This window comes from Kordia sp., from assembly GCF_050633145.1.
Lineage (GTDB): Bacteria > Bacteroidota > Bacteroidia > Flavobacteriales > Flavobacteriaceae > Kordia.
In genome coordinates this window covers 17,712-33,679 of the sequence record NZ_JBOEFY010000043.1, presented here as the reverse complement: position 1 = coordinate 33,679, position 15,968 = coordinate 17,712, and the positions used below count along the sequence as shown (strand labels likewise).

The window sequence follows — 15,968 nt, the reverse complement described above, 5'->3', positions numbered from 1 at the left end:
AGATGTAAAACAAGAAATAAGATGTTACTCCAAAAACAAAATCAGAACTATAAACAACAATTTTATTCATATTGATTTTAACCCAACCTACTCATGAAAAAACAATACATTAATAAACTAACTATAATTACAGTTTTGATCTTTACTTTGAGCATGCAAGCTCAAGTTGTAAATTATTCTTTCGAAGGAAATCTTGATGATCCTATTTCTGGAACTACAGGAATATTTGGAGATGCAGATACGCCTAATGAGTCACCAACCTATTTTTCAACACCTTCTGGTGGGCAAGGATTAGAGATAGACTTTAATGAAGCCTTTGTTCCAGAGCCAAGTTTAAAAACATTATTTACAAGTGATGCTTCTTTTGAAATTGAAATTGATTTTCGATATACCTATACTGGATCGTTGCTAGGAGGAAAACCTCTTTTTGCAATGAAACAAGGAGGAACCGAAGCGAGCCCTGGTTTTATGATTACACTCAGAAAATCTGCTATACCTGGTAAATTTGATGTATGGCTAAACTACTCAGATGGTAACTGGGAAGCTGCTAGATCACAATACATAAGTACAGGAGAATTGAATATAAACGAAGAAATTAAGCTTGCATTCAAGATGAATTATGATTTAGAAACCTGGAATATACGCTTTAACGATATATACAATTCAGGAACTTTTCCAGATAATTTTAATGTAGAAGGATTAAAAACCGGAATTCAAAACTCAGCACAATCTATAGGTTGGGGATGGAATTATCATAATGCCTATAGTGCCCCTAATAATGCTGGTTCTTTAATTATAGACAATCTCCAAGCACATGTTCCTGCAAGAGCAGGTGATATTCCTGTACTTCAAACGGCATTGCAACAAATGACAGACCATATTCTTGGAAATATAGTACTTACCCAAGGACAAATGGATGGCTACACGCAAGATATATTATTCAATCATATTCAAAGTTATGCAAATGCTAAAACAGACATTGATGCCTATTTATTAGCTTTTGAAAACAACAACACACCGTTGTTTAATGATAGAGCTGCTACGTATGATTTAAACATGCTAAACAACTTTGAAAGAGTAACCTACTATTTACAGCAAGATATATTTAACAGTTCATTTGTTTCAGGAAATATGTCCAATATGGCAGGCGTTTCGTTTGAAGCGCATGAAGCATTTCCTGGTCCCGTAAGTGCAAGCGCACCAAGAGTTTCTAATGGTCAGGTAGCTATCAATGGAAGTTATATACTAGATCCAGGTATGTTTTTAATAGATCAAGAAGATGGAGTCATCAGACCTACAGGATATTATGCAGCTCCAGGTGAATTAGTAACGATTACTGTACCACCTTCAATGGTAAATCAAGGTATTGAAATTATCTCAGGTTCGCATCAAGATGAGGTACTTGTTTCAAGTTTACAACGTTTTAAAAATATTGTAAAACGAGTAGAAATCACAAGTACAACTACAGAAATAGCAAATCCTTTTGGAGGCGCATTGTATTTTAGAATTCCTGCAAGCGTAGATCTAGGCTGGAATACAGTAACCATTAATGGCGCAGTAAAAGCTCCTTATTTCAGAATGGTTTCTGGGCAACCTCAAAACGTAAGTGAATGGGTTACCGATGTAAATAATAATTATGTGCCTTGGGCAGATATAGAGACAGACAAATGGATGTTTACCATTCCAACCAGTATCATTGATCAAACAGATATCACTGATATCATGAAAAAGTGGGATAAGATGCAAGATTTGGCGAGTGTAGTTGCGGGAAGACCTATGGAAAGACCTCGTGCAGAATACATTCATACAGATTGTAGTTCAGGAAATGGAAGTTATGGATATCCAAAACCTATTCATGTAAATGGATATAATACTGATGCACCGTCGGCACAATGGAGTCCATTTCGAATATTTGATGATAATTATCTTGAAGCCCATTGGAGAGTTACTTTCCATGAAATGGGACATACGTTATGGTTGCCTACGCCAGTTGCCTACCGGGAAGCGTTTACTCAATTGACATCTTTTGCGTTTTTATATACAATTGATGAAGATTTTGATCGTGCGATGACTAATAATGAATATGGAGGTCAGCTTAATAGAGATTTAGCTGCAATGCAATGGATGATTACAGATCAGTTTAGAACAAACGCTCCTATGGATAAAGGTCAATACGATTATCAAAAGCGAGGAGCTGGTTATTGGTACGATATGTTTGCGATGTATGGTTTTGAAAGTGTAGGGAACATTCATAAAGAATTTTATAATCTTTGGGCAAGTGGAGCCGATACAAATTACTTTCGTTACAAAACTATGGACGAATATATAGGAGCTGCCGCCGCAGGAAATAATAAAAATCTAACACCTTTATTTCACTTTTGGGGCATGCAAGCAACACCAGCGCAAGTTACAAACTTAGCTTCATATCCAGAAGGTTGCGAAATTTATAATCGTTTGATGTATTATCGAAACCAAGTTCCACAAACGCAAGCAGAATTTGCGTCATGGAAAAATGAGCTTGACTTAGCTATAGGTGGTTCCACTGCAGAAGTGAATACTGCTTTTGCAAATTGGGATTCTCAAAACTATCATGCGCAAATTGTTGCTCAGATAGATTTAATTATCAATACGTATTTCCCTAATGGTAACTGTTCTAATTTTACAACAACATGGACTGTAGCAGCAGGAGATACCACAATAACAATCCCAACAGATACGGGTAACCATTCTTATAATTATCAAGTGGATTGGAATGGTGATGGAGACTTTCTAGATGGAAATGAAACAACACCTTTTACAGGAGATGCTACGCACGATTTTGTGAATGCTGGAACGTATACAATAAATATTCAAGGAACTTTTCCTGCAATATATTTTAATAATTCAGGAGATAAAGATAAGATTACAACTGTAAATAAGTGGGGTAATATTCAATGGCAAAGTATGTTACGTGCTTTTTATGGATGTACTAACCTTACTATTGCTGATGATGCAGGAATTCCAGATTTGTCAAATGTTACAGATGTGCGACATATGTTTAGAGCTAGTGGAATTTCAAATACAGGAAATTTAGATGATTGGGATGTTAGCAATGTAACCGATTTCCGAAATATGTTTAGAGATGCCTTATCATTTAATCAATCATTGGGTAAATGGAATATTAGTAATGCTACCAACATGACCAATATGTTTAATGGAGTTACTATTTCGTTAGAAAACTATGATACTACCTTAATTGGATGGGCAACGATAAAGCAAGGAGAATCAGCAATACCGCAAGGAATTAATTTTCATGGTGGAGCAAGTTTATATTGCTTAGCTGATGCAGAAAGAACAGAATTAATGACAACGAATAGCTGGAATATTACCGATGGCGGATCTGGTTGTGAAGTAAACTTAATTCCTGTCGCATATCTGCAAGGAGCAATTTTGAACCCAAATACGGGAGAAGAACGACTTATGCGAGACGATTTAAGAGTAGAAGGACTCATTCCAACAACAAGTCCTTATGCAGATGCATTAACTTGTGATGCTAGTGTTTTTAATACTACAGGTGCTACAGCTATAGTAGATTGGGTATGGTTAGAGCTAAGAGACGCTACCAATACCACTGCTGTTATTAGTTCTAGATCTGCATTAATACAACGTAATGGACATATTGTTGATGTTGATGGTGTTTCATCTATAATAATGCAAACAACGACTATAGGAGATTATCATGTAGTAGTGAAGCATAGAAATCATTTAGGAATTATGAATATGACTCCTTTAAAAATGATAAAATCTCCTAGATATGTAAACTTTGCGAATAACACAACACTCGTAAACGGAAGCAATGCTCAGACAACTTCTGGTACGCCTAATGGAATTGAAGGAATGTGGAGTGGAAATGTAAATGGAGATGCCATTATTCAATACTCAGGAACCACTCCAGATTCACCAAGCATCTTGTCAGTAGTATTAAATGATCCAGGAAACTTTTTAAATTTTCCAACGTATCTCATAAATGGGTATTCCATACATGATGTAAATATGGATGGAAAAACGCAATATTCAGGAACAACTCCTGATACACCGTTTATTTTACAAAATGTATTAGCGCATCCAGGAAACTTTTTAAACTTCAGTACATACCAAATCATAGAACAATTGCCAGAAAATGAATAAAAAAAATCAGAATAAAAAAATAGGGTATCATTCTAAAAACAAGTCATAGTTATAGACAACAATCTTATACATTTTAATTTTACCTACTTATGAAAAAAACACTACTTATTTTTCTTATTTTAATTGCTAATACCTTCACAGCCCACGCACAATGTGGACCTGGAGAAGACACAACGGCACCTACATTTGGAAATGCAGGAGACGGAACTATGGCAAACCCCTTCAGAAACCTACTACTATCAACAGTTGGTGGTGTGCCAAGCGGAACCTATTACTTTAACTTTAATGGAAGTACTTTTCAAGGAGTTTTAGACAATGACACTGATGGTGGCGGTTGGCTCATGGTATTGAATTATGTGCATTTGGCGGGAGATAATACGGATCTTACCATACGAAATACCGATCTTCCTTTATTAGGTTCTTCAACTGTAGGAGACAATGAAGCAGGAACTGCCAATTGGGGACACATGGGAAATGCGTTGGCAGCGGCTATCGATTTTGAAGAAATCCGTTTTTATGGAGAAACCACAGGACATAGTCGTATTATTAACTTTAAAACCTCTTATATAAGTGGTTTAAATTACCTTAAAACAGGTTTAGGCCATTTTGGAGGAATCAATAATCCTGCTAATTTTACAACACTTACAGGACATACCGCTAACATTCCTGCACTAGCAGGAAATTTTTTTGCAAGTCAAGGTGACAATGCATTAACAGAGTTTCCATTCTTTAGTAGTGGTCAAAATCACTGGGGAATTCGTGGTTTAGGAAATCGTTGGGAAGTAGATGATACACCTACTGTAGCGAGTCCTGCAAACAGTCAAAGTACCATTCACCGTGTTTGGGTTCGTGGAGACCTTTCTCCTGCAGGAACACCTGCTTTAACCGTTACTTTAGACAACACAGGAAATGTAACAGTAAACCCAGCAGATTTTGGATATACATTTACAGATAATTGTAGCGCAGAAGCTAATATAAACGTAAGCTTAAGTCAAACAGATTTCACCTGTACAAATGTTGGAGATACTATGATTCAACTTACAGCTACAGACGAACAAAATAATAGTACAGTAATTGATGTAACAGTAACTGTTTTAGAAAGTCCACCAGTGATAAATACACCTTCAGGACCTTTTCAATTTATAAGTTTAGGCAGTGATGGAACGCTGACATTAGATGCAGCAACATTAAATACAACGGTTACAGACGATTGTGGTATTGCAAGTACAGTGATTAGTCCAGCAACTCTTGATTGTAGTGATGCTGGGTTTAATAATGCCACTATTACGGTAACAGATGTAAATGGAAATGTGACAACTTCGAATGTGTTTTTTATTCTTAACGATCAAGTGCCACCAGTAATACAGTGTGTACCTTCTTACACTGCAGAATTAGATGGAACAGGAAGTGTAATACTAGATCCAAATAGTCTATTAACTAGTTTTACAGATAATTGTCAAACAGCAGGTGTTTCCTTAGATAAAACTGTATTTACCTGTGCAGATATTGGAGATAATCTAGTTACAGTAACTGCAACAGATGGAGATGGTAATTCGACTACCTGTACCACAACAGTTACAATAACAATACCATCATGTCCTGGAAATCTAACCTTGCAAGCAGAACCTAATGCCTGTGGAGTTACGTATAATTATCCTTGTGCAAGTAACGTTACTGCAGGACCTCCAAGCGGAACATTTCTAGCAGTAGGAACTACCACAACATTTGCATATGATACCTTAGACAATACAGGTGGTACCGTTACTTGTAGTTATGATGTCACTGTCGTAGATGAAGAAGGACCTACTTTCACGACACAAAATATAACACTTGATCTTACTATGGATAGAACCGTTTCACTAACACCGGAAGATTTTTTAGGACTAGATCTATTAGCAAGTGACTACACTGTAGATCAAACAGGAACATTCAACAGAGAAGATATCTCAACAACAGGTACAGAAGTTTCACTTTTTGATGATGAAATTACTTCAGCATTGCCAATTGGGTTTGAATTTGCATTTTATGGTAATCTGTACAACAACTTTCACATTTCATCTAATGGTTTTATCACTTTTACAGCTATAAATGATAACGGATTCTATGAGGGGCAATTGTTACCTGATGTTAATGATCCAAATAATTTAATTGCTTTCGATTGGGATGATTATGATCCAGAAGCAGGAGGAACTATTCGTTACGAAACTATTGGTACGGCTCCAAATCGTGTTTTAATCATGGATTTTGATGCCGTATTACATATTGATTTTAATGATAATACAGACGCAACTACTACACAAGTAAAACTTTTTGAAGGAACCAACCGTATTGAAATTCATGCGACGAATATTCCAGATCTATCAGCTAACAAAACTCAAGGTCTTGAAAATATAGATGGAACAGCAGCCATTATTGTTCCAGGGCGTAATGCAGCTCAATGGTCAGCTTCAAATGATGTAGTTGCTTTTATACCAGTAACAGGAGAAGTTGAAGATTCATGCGGCGTAGACACTTTTGTTGCTTCGCAAACAACTTTTGACTGTTCTAATATAGGGGAAAATACAGTAACGCTTACAGCTACAGATACCAATGGAAATATTACAGAACAAACAGCAACTGTAACCATCACAGATACAAATGACTTCTGCTCAATTGTATTGCTATCTCCAAAAGTATTTTTGCAAGGAGCCATTTTAAATCCTAACATGGGTGAAGAAACATTAATGCGCGACGATTTACGAAGTAATAGTTTACTTCCATTAACAAGTCCGTACAGCGATAGCGCAACGACAGTAAGTACCGTATTTGATGTCACAGGAAATGATGCTATTGTCGATTGGATTTGGGTTGAATTGCGCGATGCAACGGACAATACAATCGTAATAAAAGGAACATCCGCCTTATTGCAACGTGATGGTGATGTAGTAAGCGCTGTAGATGGAATTTCTCCTGTAACGATTTCTCAAGTATCTCCTGACATGTATTATGTGGTCTTAAAACATAGAAATCACTTAGGAATTATGACAGCAGCTACCGTTGCATTGTCAGAAATGACAGAAATAGTGGATTTTACGAATAGTAACAATCAAATTACATTTGGTAGCAATGCACAAACAGTTGCTGGTATGCCAACTAATATTGTCGGAATGTGGACAGGAAATGCAAATGGCGATACGGCAATACAATATTCGGGAACAACACCTGATGTGCCTAGTATCTTATCAAATGTATTGAATGATCCTGGGAACTTTTTAAACTTCCCCACATTTGTAGTAGCAGGATACAATAGTAATGATATGAATATGGATGGAAACACACAATATTCAGGAACAACACCAGATACACCTTTTGTTTTACAAAATGTATTAGCGCATCCAGGAAACTTCCTAAATTTCAGTACGTATCAAATTATGGAACAGCTTCCCGAAAATTAAATTATTTATCAAATAAAAATAGGGTCACTTTTAAAATAAATGTCTTACTAATAAACAACAAAAAATATGAAAGCTATATATAAATTACTCATGCTATGTATGCTCTGCATGATATCTGTGAAAGCTCAGGCTATTGAACGAGAGGTAGTTGCTGCTGGGGGAAATACAATTTCCAACGGAACAGTAACACTCGATTTTACAGTTGGCGAACTAACAGTAACAACAATTACAGATGGAACTACTACGCTGACACAAGGATTTCAACAAGGAGGAATCAAATTGGGAATAAAAATAAATCCGATTGCTTTTTTACAAGGAGCATTATTAGACCCAAATGTTGGAGAAGAAACGTTAATGCGTGACGATTTGCGCGTAGGGGATTATATTCCATTAACCTCTCCTTATGGAGATGGTTTATTAGTAGAAAATTCCGTATTAACTATAACGGGAAATGATGCTATTATAGATTGGATTTTTGTAGAATTACGTGATAAAACTACAAATACAATGATTGTAGGAAGTCAATCAGCACTATTACAAAGAGATGGAGACATTGTCGATGTGGATGGTACTTCAGATTTACAATTTAATCTAGCTACAGGAAGTTACTATGTTGCTATCAAACATAGAAATCACTTAGGAATTATGTCTGCTAACCCAATAGCATTATCCAATACTACTCAAATTGTAGATTTTACAGATAGTAACAACCAAATTACTTTTGGGAGCAATTCGCAAACAGTTTTTGGAATGCCAAATAATATTGTAGCGATGTGGACAGGAAATGTAAATGCAGATACTATTGTACAATACTCAGGAACAACACCTGATACACCAAGTATTTTGTCAGAAATATTAAATGATCCAGGGAATTTTTTAAATTTTCCAACATTCGCAATTACAGGATATAACATACATGATGTAAACATGGATGGTATCACACAATATGCAGGAACAACACCTGATACGCCTTTTGTATTACAAAATGTATTGGCACATCCAGGAAACTTTTTAAACTTTAGTACATACCAAATCACAGAACAATTACCCGAAAATTAAATCTAAAAAAATGAAAAAAATTACATTACCTACTTTATTAGTATTAGCATTTTGCTTCTTCTTTAGTTCAGTTAAAGCCCAAGATGGATATACGTATACACTTGTCGATAATGGAAGTTATAACTTCACTATTGCAGCAGTACCAAATGCAAGTGCTTCTAACTTTGCTTCGTCTGTACAGAGTTATGGATTTACAATAATACTACCTGATGGCGTTACAGCTTCTATTACTACTTCCCTAGGAAGTGGAGCAAGCGCAACTTTCTTTGATGGAAATAATGTTGGACAACCAACTCTAGATGGATACTTAATCACAGAAACCTTAGGAAGTCCTGTGACATTAACAGCTCCTTCAGCAGGGACAAATTCATCAATTGTAACGATCCAAATAAATGGTTCGCCAACTAGCGGTACACTTAGTATCTTAGCAAATGATTCAGCGCTTGCAAATACAGTAACACCTTTAAAGTCATTTATGCAAGCAGATATGATCGATGATGCAATGGCATCGTTTGCAAATGTTGTAGATCCGAATGCTTCAGGATTGTCAGGAACTACGACTTTTGATTTTGATACATTAAGCACGCCCAGTGAAGAATTAACGAGTATTTCCATGCATCCAAATCCAGCTAAAGATATTGTATATCTAAATGGTTTAGATGCTTCAGTAAGTGCATTAGAAATTTATAATAGTACTGGACAATTAGTAGTAACTAAAAAAAATAATCTAAACACATTTAATGTTAGTCAACTAAGAAGTGGTATTTATTTTGTGAAAGTATATGCTGATAATTCGCAAAAAACATTCAAGTTAATAAAGGAATAAATAGATATAAATTCTCTAATAAAGAGTTTGAATATTGAAGATTTGAGGTCACATCCTCAAACGTATTAGATTGTTTCCCGAAATTCTAAGTTAGTATATAATTTAATAAACCTGTAGGAGCACCGAAATTGATTTAAACGGATCGTTTTCGGGCTCCTAATTTTTTTATAAAAGCTATTGTTTTCCTTTTTAGCGATGTTTTATTAATAAATTAAACTACAGTTTCTGCTACAAGATTATTGAACACCACTTTTCCAGACACTATATTGCTATTAATATCAACACCATTAAACTTTGCATCCATATTATCGGCTTTATTTTTCATTAAAGAACTATTAAAAAGTTTCACATAAATGGAGACTTTTTTCAAAGGAAAGAAACCTTCAATCAAAAGATCAATAAATAGAACTTGCCAATTATTTGTAGCAGTAATATTACTGTTACTCACAAAAGTAGAAGTATCAAGACTTACTATTTTGTATGTATTTGGTAATATTTCTAGGTTTAATGATTTAACAGAATCTTCAATATGAAAATCTAACGTATACCTACCAATAGCTTCATAAAGTAATTGAGCATACGGATCTTTTTTAGAAAAGAGCAACGAAGTTTTTTCAACCTTATTTTCAATTATAATTCGCTTCTTATATAGTTTTTGACAAATAATAGGATCAAAATAATCACTTTGAATTTCTCGATTAACGTCTTCTCTAGAAGCAGCCTTTTTTAAAATTATTTTCCCAGCTACAGCTTTGTTATATTTATCAAAACCTGCATAAGTTCCTATCAAACAATTGTGCTGAGAAGGATTAGATTTCCCTACAAAAAAGATAAATTTAGCACCTTCAATCTTTTTATTTTCTATAAAGAACTTTGTGTTAAAGTGGACAAAGTTTTCGCTATGAACAACATTTCCCATAAAACTATAAATCTCTTTTTCTCCATTATTTTGTTTATAATGAAACTTCATTTCTAAAGTTTTCCAATTGTTATAAATTATGAGTTCTCCTTTATTCAAGATAAAATCTTCACACAAACAATAACAAGTATAATAATAATTTTGATTGATTTTTTTTGAACTTAATAGCTCTAATTGCTTATTCTTTTGCTCTTCAGGGATAACAGTTTTGTCTAGAAAATCATGTACATTCTCATAATTTAAATATAAAAAATAAATGTATTGGTAATCTTTGCTAATACGTACAGAAGGAACTCCAGAAGCAGCTTCTCGCATTTTGTTGTAAAGGTATTTTCCATTGATGTAACCTTTACAAAGTTTTTCTAAATCATCTTTTAAACTGGGCTTATTTGGGTCATAACTCCCAAAGCCATAAAGTTGCGTGTCTTTATAATCTGTTATGTTGTGTTTGCTTTTAAATTTTGTTAATAATTCATTCAATAAAGTAAAGAAAATATCTTTACTCAAATGTAAATTTTCATAGCGTTCCATTTTTTTCTTTTTTTTTAAAAGGAATTATTTTATGAGCATAATGCATCAAGAATATTTTAATTCACTTTTAATGTTACATAGCTTTGTTTTATGTTTAAACTTAGTGTTATAGGGTTTATTGTTCAACAATATATATTCTCCATATTATTAATGTTTCTCCTTTTTTCAAGTAATGTTTATCCATACTTGATGGTAATTTTTTTTAAAGAAAAATAATGTTTTTCATAAAACTAAGAGAGAAATAAACCTTTATAAAAGTAAGTTTTTAGCATAAAAATAATTTTAATCTATAAACATTTTACCTATGAAAAAGAGTAAGCTATTATTAAAAACTACGATGCTTTTAGCTGTAGTATTAGTAGGATTTATTGCGTGCAATAAAGACGAAGAATTTCAAAATGAACCCGCAACTTCTGCCGATCAGCTAGTAACTTCTGCCGATCAAAAAGGAAGATTTTTTAATCAAGCAAATGTAATTCACTATACAAAAAGTCAAGTACGAGATATGTATTTAGGACTGTCTATTAAAGGAAGTGGAGGTGGAGGAGCCTACCAAGATGGGTTGGCGCTTGTAAATAGAGTTTCCAATTCTGGAATTGATCTATATGATGTATCAACAGCAGACAATACTAAGTTATATATTGTAGGAGCTGGAGTAGGATCTCCTGCAGCTGTAGCGCAAAATATTGATGGAGTTTTAAATGCAATTGAAGCTTCTGTGTCTACATTAGCTAACATAAAAAACAAGCCAATTGGCGGAATTCTATCTGGAGAATCAGGTTCTTTAAACTCTATGATTGCTATATTATTAAGTCAGCGATTAAATGTGCCATTAATTAATGGAGATGGTTCTGGACGTGCTGTTCCATTACTAAGCAACTCTAGTTATGCGCATGAAGCTTTTGGTGTTGCGCCAATGGTCGTAACTGCGCCTGCTAATCCAGGATCGCAAATAAATGTATCAAATCCTACTGATGCAACAGATGCTGAAACTAAAATTAGAAACATTATTTCTCAACCTGGTTATGGTAACATTGGAGGAGTAGCTTTATGGTCACAAACGGGCTTGCAACTTAAAAACTCAAGGATTATACGAAATACTTTTTCGGATGCATATCAATTAGGACTGGCAACTAAATCCACAATTGCAACTGGGAATACTTCTTTTTTAGATAATTATTTTATAAATAATGGAAGTTTCATTTCATCATACACTGGAACATTGTCAAATTTTACAGAAACGACTGTTCACGGATTAGATATTGTAACTCTTGAAGTAAATATTAATGACGGAACTGGAAGAACACTAAAAATGCAGGCACTAAATGAAGATTTATTTTTAAAAATAAGCGATGGTACTGTTATAACTGCACCGCATCTTATGTCGTATGTTATTAAAGATACTAATGGGAAGTTTGTTCCTTATAACAATGGAGATAAAGCAAAAATGCAAAGCCTTGTTGGGAAAGAAATTCATATCGTTTGTTCGTATGCAGCAAGAAGGTTGTATGACTTTAGTAATACGTTCTTAGGCATATTAAATGTGCCACCTTTTAACTATCATGGCGGTGTAGTTCCTCCAGCTCCATGATAAAATATAACTCATATTAAAAAAGAGTTATTCCAATTTATATACTTCATTAAAGTAGTTGCTAAAAGGCATTTTAATAATATATTAATCTGTCTTTTAGCTTTTTAAGTATATAGATGTTTCTCTATTTTTAGATCAATTTTTACACGTTCCACTTTTTCCAATAATTCTTTTTGGAATTACTTAATCAGTTTATAATACAAGGAATATTTCTCTTCACTTTTTGTGTTACATAGATTTGTTATAAGCATTAGCTATGTAAAAAGATCTTTATTGATTCTTAAAATGGATGCTACTTATTGTGAATATAAATATAGCTAGCACTATGTATTGACAATTAAAAGCAAAAAGAAATCATGAAAACTTCTCATAACTAGTAAGTGCAAATTTTAACCAAAAAAATTTTTAATTTATGAAAAAGAGTAAATTTTTATTTAAGACTGCATTATTAATAGCCGCAGTATTTGTAGGTCTAGTTTCATGTGACAAAGACGAAGCATTTGAAAACGAAACAGAAACTTCTTCTGTCGAACTAGATTTAAAAGCACGTAACGTAGGAGCTACTACGCATTATACCAAAAGGCAGGTAAAAACGATGTACCAAGGACTTTCTATCAAGGGAAGTGGTGGTGGAGGTTCCTACCAAGACGGTTTAAATTTATTAAACAGAATATCTAATGCAGGTTTAGATGTACAAAATGTTTCAGATGTAGACAATAGTAAAATATACATTGTTGCAGGAGGAATTGGTTCGCCAGCGTCGGTAGCACAAAACATTGATGGAGTTTTAAACGCAATCGAATCTTCTGTAGGTACATTAGTTAATATTCAAGGAAGACAACTTGGAGGAATTTTATCTGTAGAATCAGGCTCATTAAATTCAGTGATCGCAATGTTGATTAGTCAACGATTAAATGTACCATTAATTAACGCTGATGGAGCAGGTAGATCTGTGCCAGAATTAAACAACCTTAGCTATGCGCATGAAGCGTATACTATTGCTCCAATGGTATTAACAGCACCAGCAAATCCAGGATCACAAATAAGTGTGTCAAATCCAGCAAATGCAGTACAAGCAGAAACTTTCATACGAAATATCATTTCTCAACCTGGGTATGGAAATATTGGAGGATTAGCATTATGGGCGCAAACTGGGTCACAATTAAAAAATTCACAAATAGTACAGAACACTTTTTCTGATGCATTTACACTTGGACGCGCAACAAAACGTACTATTTCTACTGGAAATACAGCATATTTAGATAATTTCTTTAGAAATAGAGGAACTTTCATTTCGTCTTATGACGGAACGCTATCAAATTTTACAGAGCAAACAGTTCAAGGACTAGATGAGGTAACTATTGATATCAATCTTAATGATGGAAGAGCTCTGCGAATCGGAGCATTAAATGAAAATTTACTTTTAAAACTAAGTGATGGAACTATTGTTACTGCTCCTAACTTAATGTCGTACATGATAAAAGATAATACTGGCAAGTTTGTAGCTTTTAATAATGGAGATCCAGCCAAAATGCGAAGCTTAATCGGAAAACAAATTCATGTAGTTTGTTCGCGTCCAGCATCACGATTATATCAAATAGGAAACACTTTTCTTGATATACTATCGGGACCTCCTTTTAATTACCACGGAGGAGTTGTACCACCACAATAATTATTTGATGCACACTGATTTAATCTAAAATCAATAAAAAATAGTTTGGATTTAAAAAGAAAACAACTTTAAAGGTTGCTTTCTAAGGGACTAAAATTGTATTGCAATAGTAACGATAAGAGCATATTTATTATGATGCTAGCTAATAAATAATATGGTTTTTTATCAAGAGTAATTTAATTATAAACTTTAAAAATTTTAATTATGAAAAAAATGCAATTAAAAGCGTTACAGTTACAAAAAACGGCTGTATCAAATCTTACAGAAATTATCGCTGGAGCGCCAAATACAGGTACAGGTTGCGCAAGTAGCCCTTCATTTTGTGTTACATGTACACCATCAGATCCAACAGGGAATTATTCTTTGCCATTGTCATGCAATAAAAATTGCTAAGCAATAAAATTATAGAGCTAAAAGGCATTTTAGTCTATTACCTAATATGTCTTTTAGTCTTTACATAAATTTTTTAAAAAATAAATTATGAAAAGACAACAAATAAATGGATTGCAATTAAATAAAACAGCTGTATCCAATCTAACAGAAATTAGAGGAGGAGCTCCAGGTAATAATACAGGATTTTCAGTTTGTAAATCATGTGGAACTACAGATCCACCATCTGATCCAACAGGAAATTATTCTATTCCTGCTTCATGTGCAAATTCTGATTGTTTGTCATGCGATAAAAATTGCTAAGCAATAAAAATTATAGAGCTAAAAGGCATTTTAGTTTACAACCCAATTTGCCTTTTAGTCTTTTAAAAATTATTTAAAAAATAAAAATTATGAAAAAAATAGAAATAAAAAGTTTAAAGCTAAACAAGAATCTAATATCAACATTACAGTCTAATAACGTAAACGGAGGTGGAGGATCTTTTGATACTCTTGTAGCTTGTTCAGCAAAAACATACTGTGTTTCAAAATGTATTTGTGATCCTAATCCACCATCAGATCCAACAAACGATATTAGTACATTACCTGTAACATGTAATAATTAAGATTGTTTGTCATGCAATAAAAATTGCTAAATGATAATAAAATAAGAGCTAAAAGGCATTTTAGTCTATTACCTAATATGTCTTTTAGTCTCTTAAAAAAGTATAAAAATCAAATTATTTAAAAATAGAAATTATGAAAAAAAAAGAAATAAAAGGCTTAAAGCTGAATAAGAATCAAGTATCTACATTACAATCAGATAATGTAAAAGGAGCAGGAGGTTCATTTGATACACTAGTACATTGTTCAGCACGAACGTACTGCGTTTCAAAATGTATTTGTAACTATTCTTTGCCATTAAGTTGTGCGAATTGTTAAAAAAAATGTCAAAAAGTAAAAAAAACAATACGCTACCATAGCGTATTGTTTAATTGTAATAATTAAAAATAGGAATTATGAAAAAACGAGAAATAAAAAGTTTACAACTAAATAAGAAGTCAATTTCTAATTTTCAATTTAATTCACTTACTGGAGGGTTTACCAATACTTGTATTGGTGTTTGTCCTAAAACATTAGATTGGGATTGCCAAACAATAACTAGTTGTAATACTTGTAATTGTACACCTTCAGATCCAAATAATAAATAAAATCATGAAAAAAAGAGAAATAAAAAGTTTAAAATTAAACAAGAAATCAATTTCAATAATAAGATCTAATAGTATAAATGGAGCCGGAGGATCATTTCGAACTATTGTGAATTGTGAAGGAGGAACATTTTCAAAACACTTATTTCATACATGTGAAACGTGTTTGTAAAATAATTATAATACTTACCA

At 33.4% G+C, this 15,968-nt stretch carries 12 protein-coding genes; 11 read left to right on the top strand and 1 reads right to left on the bottom strand.

The genetic code is table 11. The features are described 5' to 3' along the window. Positions 1-93: 93 nt before the first annotated feature. The 4 genes from ACRBBL_RS19875 to ACRBBL_RS19860 all read left to right on the top strand — a co-directional run bounded on the left by ACRBBL_RS19875 (position 94) and on the right by ACRBBL_RS19860 (position 9,486). Positions 94-4,167, top strand: a complete 4,074-nt coding sequence (locus ACRBBL_RS19875; RefSeq protein WP_431370832.1) for a BspA family leucine-rich repeat surface protein — start codon at positions 94-96, stop codon at positions 4,165-4,167. 89 nt (positions 4,168-4,256) lie between these two features. Then, positions 4,257-7,601: a hypothetical protein gene (locus tag ACRBBL_RS19870; protein WP_431370861.1), complete on the top strand. Its 3,345-nt coding sequence runs from the start codon at positions 4,257-4,259 to the stop codon at positions 7,599-7,601. 66 nt (positions 7,602-7,667) lie between these two features. Then, on the top strand, positions 7,668-8,660 hold the full coding sequence (locus tag ACRBBL_RS19865) for a hemagglutinin protein (RefSeq protein ID WP_431370831.1): 993 nt from the start codon (positions 7,668-7,670) through the stop codon (positions 8,658-8,660). A 10-nt stretch (positions 8,661-8,670) separates the two neighbouring features. After that, positions 8,671-9,486 (top strand): T9SS type A sorting domain-containing protein, encoded by an 816-nt coding sequence (locus ACRBBL_RS19860; protein WP_431370830.1) that lies wholly within the window; start codon positions 8,671-8,673, stop codon positions 9,484-9,486. Between the two features lie 211 nt (positions 9,487-9,697). Here ACRBBL_RS19860 and ACRBBL_RS19855 read toward each other — a convergent pair whose 3' ends face one another. Next, entirely contained in the window at positions 9,698-10,936 is a 1,239-nt protein-coding gene (locus ACRBBL_RS19855; protein ID WP_431370829.1) for a hypothetical protein, read from the bottom strand. Between the two features lie 304 nt (positions 10,937-11,240). On the opposite strand from ACRBBL_RS19855, the gene ACRBBL_RS19850 reads away from it, so the two are divergent. The 7 genes from ACRBBL_RS19850 to ACRBBL_RS19820 all read left to right on the top strand — a co-directional run bounded on the left by ACRBBL_RS19850 (position 11,241) and on the right by ACRBBL_RS19820 (position 15,779). Next, complete coding sequence (locus ACRBBL_RS19850) at positions 11,241-12,527, top strand: DUF917 family protein (RefSeq protein WP_431370828.1); 1,287 nt, start codon at positions 11,241-11,243, stop codon at positions 12,525-12,527. 412 nt (positions 12,528-12,939) lie between these two features. Further along, positions 12,940-14,199: a DUF917 family protein gene (locus ACRBBL_RS19845; RefSeq protein ID WP_431370827.1), complete on the top strand. Its 1,260-nt coding sequence runs from the start codon at positions 12,940-12,942 to the stop codon at positions 14,197-14,199. A 204-nt stretch (positions 14,200-14,403) separates the two neighbouring features. Further along, positions 14,404-14,592 (top strand): hypothetical protein, encoded by a 189-nt coding sequence (locus ACRBBL_RS19840; RefSeq protein ID WP_431370826.1) that lies wholly within the window; start codon positions 14,404-14,406, stop codon positions 14,590-14,592. Between the two features lie 87 nt (positions 14,593-14,679). Further along, on the top strand, positions 14,680-14,892 hold the full coding sequence (locus ACRBBL_RS19835; protein ID WP_431370825.1) for a hypothetical protein: 213 nt from the start codon (positions 14,680-14,682) through the stop codon (positions 14,890-14,892). Positions 14,893-14,981: 89 nt separating this feature from the next. Next, positions 14,982-15,194 carry a hypothetical protein gene (locus ACRBBL_RS19830; RefSeq protein WP_431370824.1) on the top strand — a complete coding sequence of 71 codons (213 nt, stop codon included), beginning with the start codon at positions 14,982-14,984 and terminating at the stop codon, positions 15,192-15,194. Positions 15,195-15,327: 133 nt separating this feature from the next. Beyond that, entirely contained in the window at positions 15,328-15,510 is a 183-nt protein-coding gene (locus ACRBBL_RS19825; RefSeq protein WP_431370823.1) for a hypothetical protein, read from the top strand. A 77-nt stretch (positions 15,511-15,587) separates the two neighbouring features. Next, the gene (locus tag ACRBBL_RS19820) at positions 15,588-15,779 is read left to right on the top strand and encodes a hypothetical protein (RefSeq protein ID WP_431370822.1); all 192 of its coding nucleotides are present in this window, start codon (positions 15,588-15,590) and stop codon (positions 15,777-15,779) included. Positions 15,780-15,968: the final 189 nt, after the last annotated feature.

Bases quoted from the DNA above. Each gene is read 5' to 3' on its own strand.
- ACRBBL_RS19875 (WP_431370832.1), top strand. From the start codon at position 94: ATGAAAAAACAATACATTAATAAACTAACTATAATTACAGTTTTGATC.
- ACRBBL_RS19870 (WP_431370861.1), top strand. From the start codon at position 4,257: ATGAAAAAAACACTACTTATTTTTCTTATTTTAATTGCTAATACCTTC.
- ACRBBL_RS19865 (WP_431370831.1), top strand. From the start codon at position 7,668: ATGAAAGCTATATATAAATTACTCATGCTATGTATGCTCTGCATGATA.
- ACRBBL_RS19860 (WP_431370830.1), top strand. From the start codon at position 8,671: ATGAAAAAAATTACATTACCTACTTTATTAGTATTAGCATTTTGCTTC.
- ACRBBL_RS19855 (WP_431370829.1), bottom strand. From the start codon at position 10,936: ATGGAACGCTATGAAAATTTACATTTGAGTAAAGATATTTTCTTTACT.
- ACRBBL_RS19850 (WP_431370828.1), top strand. From the start codon at position 11,241: ATGAAAAAGAGTAAGCTATTATTAAAAACTACGATGCTTTTAGCTGTA.
- ACRBBL_RS19845 (WP_431370827.1), top strand. From the start codon at position 12,940: ATGAAAAAGAGTAAATTTTTATTTAAGACTGCATTATTAATAGCCGCA.
- ACRBBL_RS19840 (WP_431370826.1), top strand. From the start codon at position 14,404: ATGAAAAAAATGCAATTAAAAGCGTTACAGTTACAAAAAACGGCTGTA.
- ACRBBL_RS19835 (WP_431370825.1), top strand. From the start codon at position 14,680: ATGAAAAGACAACAAATAAATGGATTGCAATTAAATAAAACAGCTGTA.
- ACRBBL_RS19830 (WP_431370824.1), top strand. From the start codon at position 14,982: ATGAAAAAAATAGAAATAAAAAGTTTAAAGCTAAACAAGAATCTAATA.
- ACRBBL_RS19825 (WP_431370823.1), top strand. From the start codon at position 15,328: ATGAAAAAAAAAGAAATAAAAGGCTTAAAGCTGAATAAGAATCAAGTA.
- ACRBBL_RS19820 (WP_431370822.1), top strand. From the start codon at position 15,588: ATGAAAAAACGAGAAATAAAAAGTTTACAACTAAATAAGAAGTCAATT.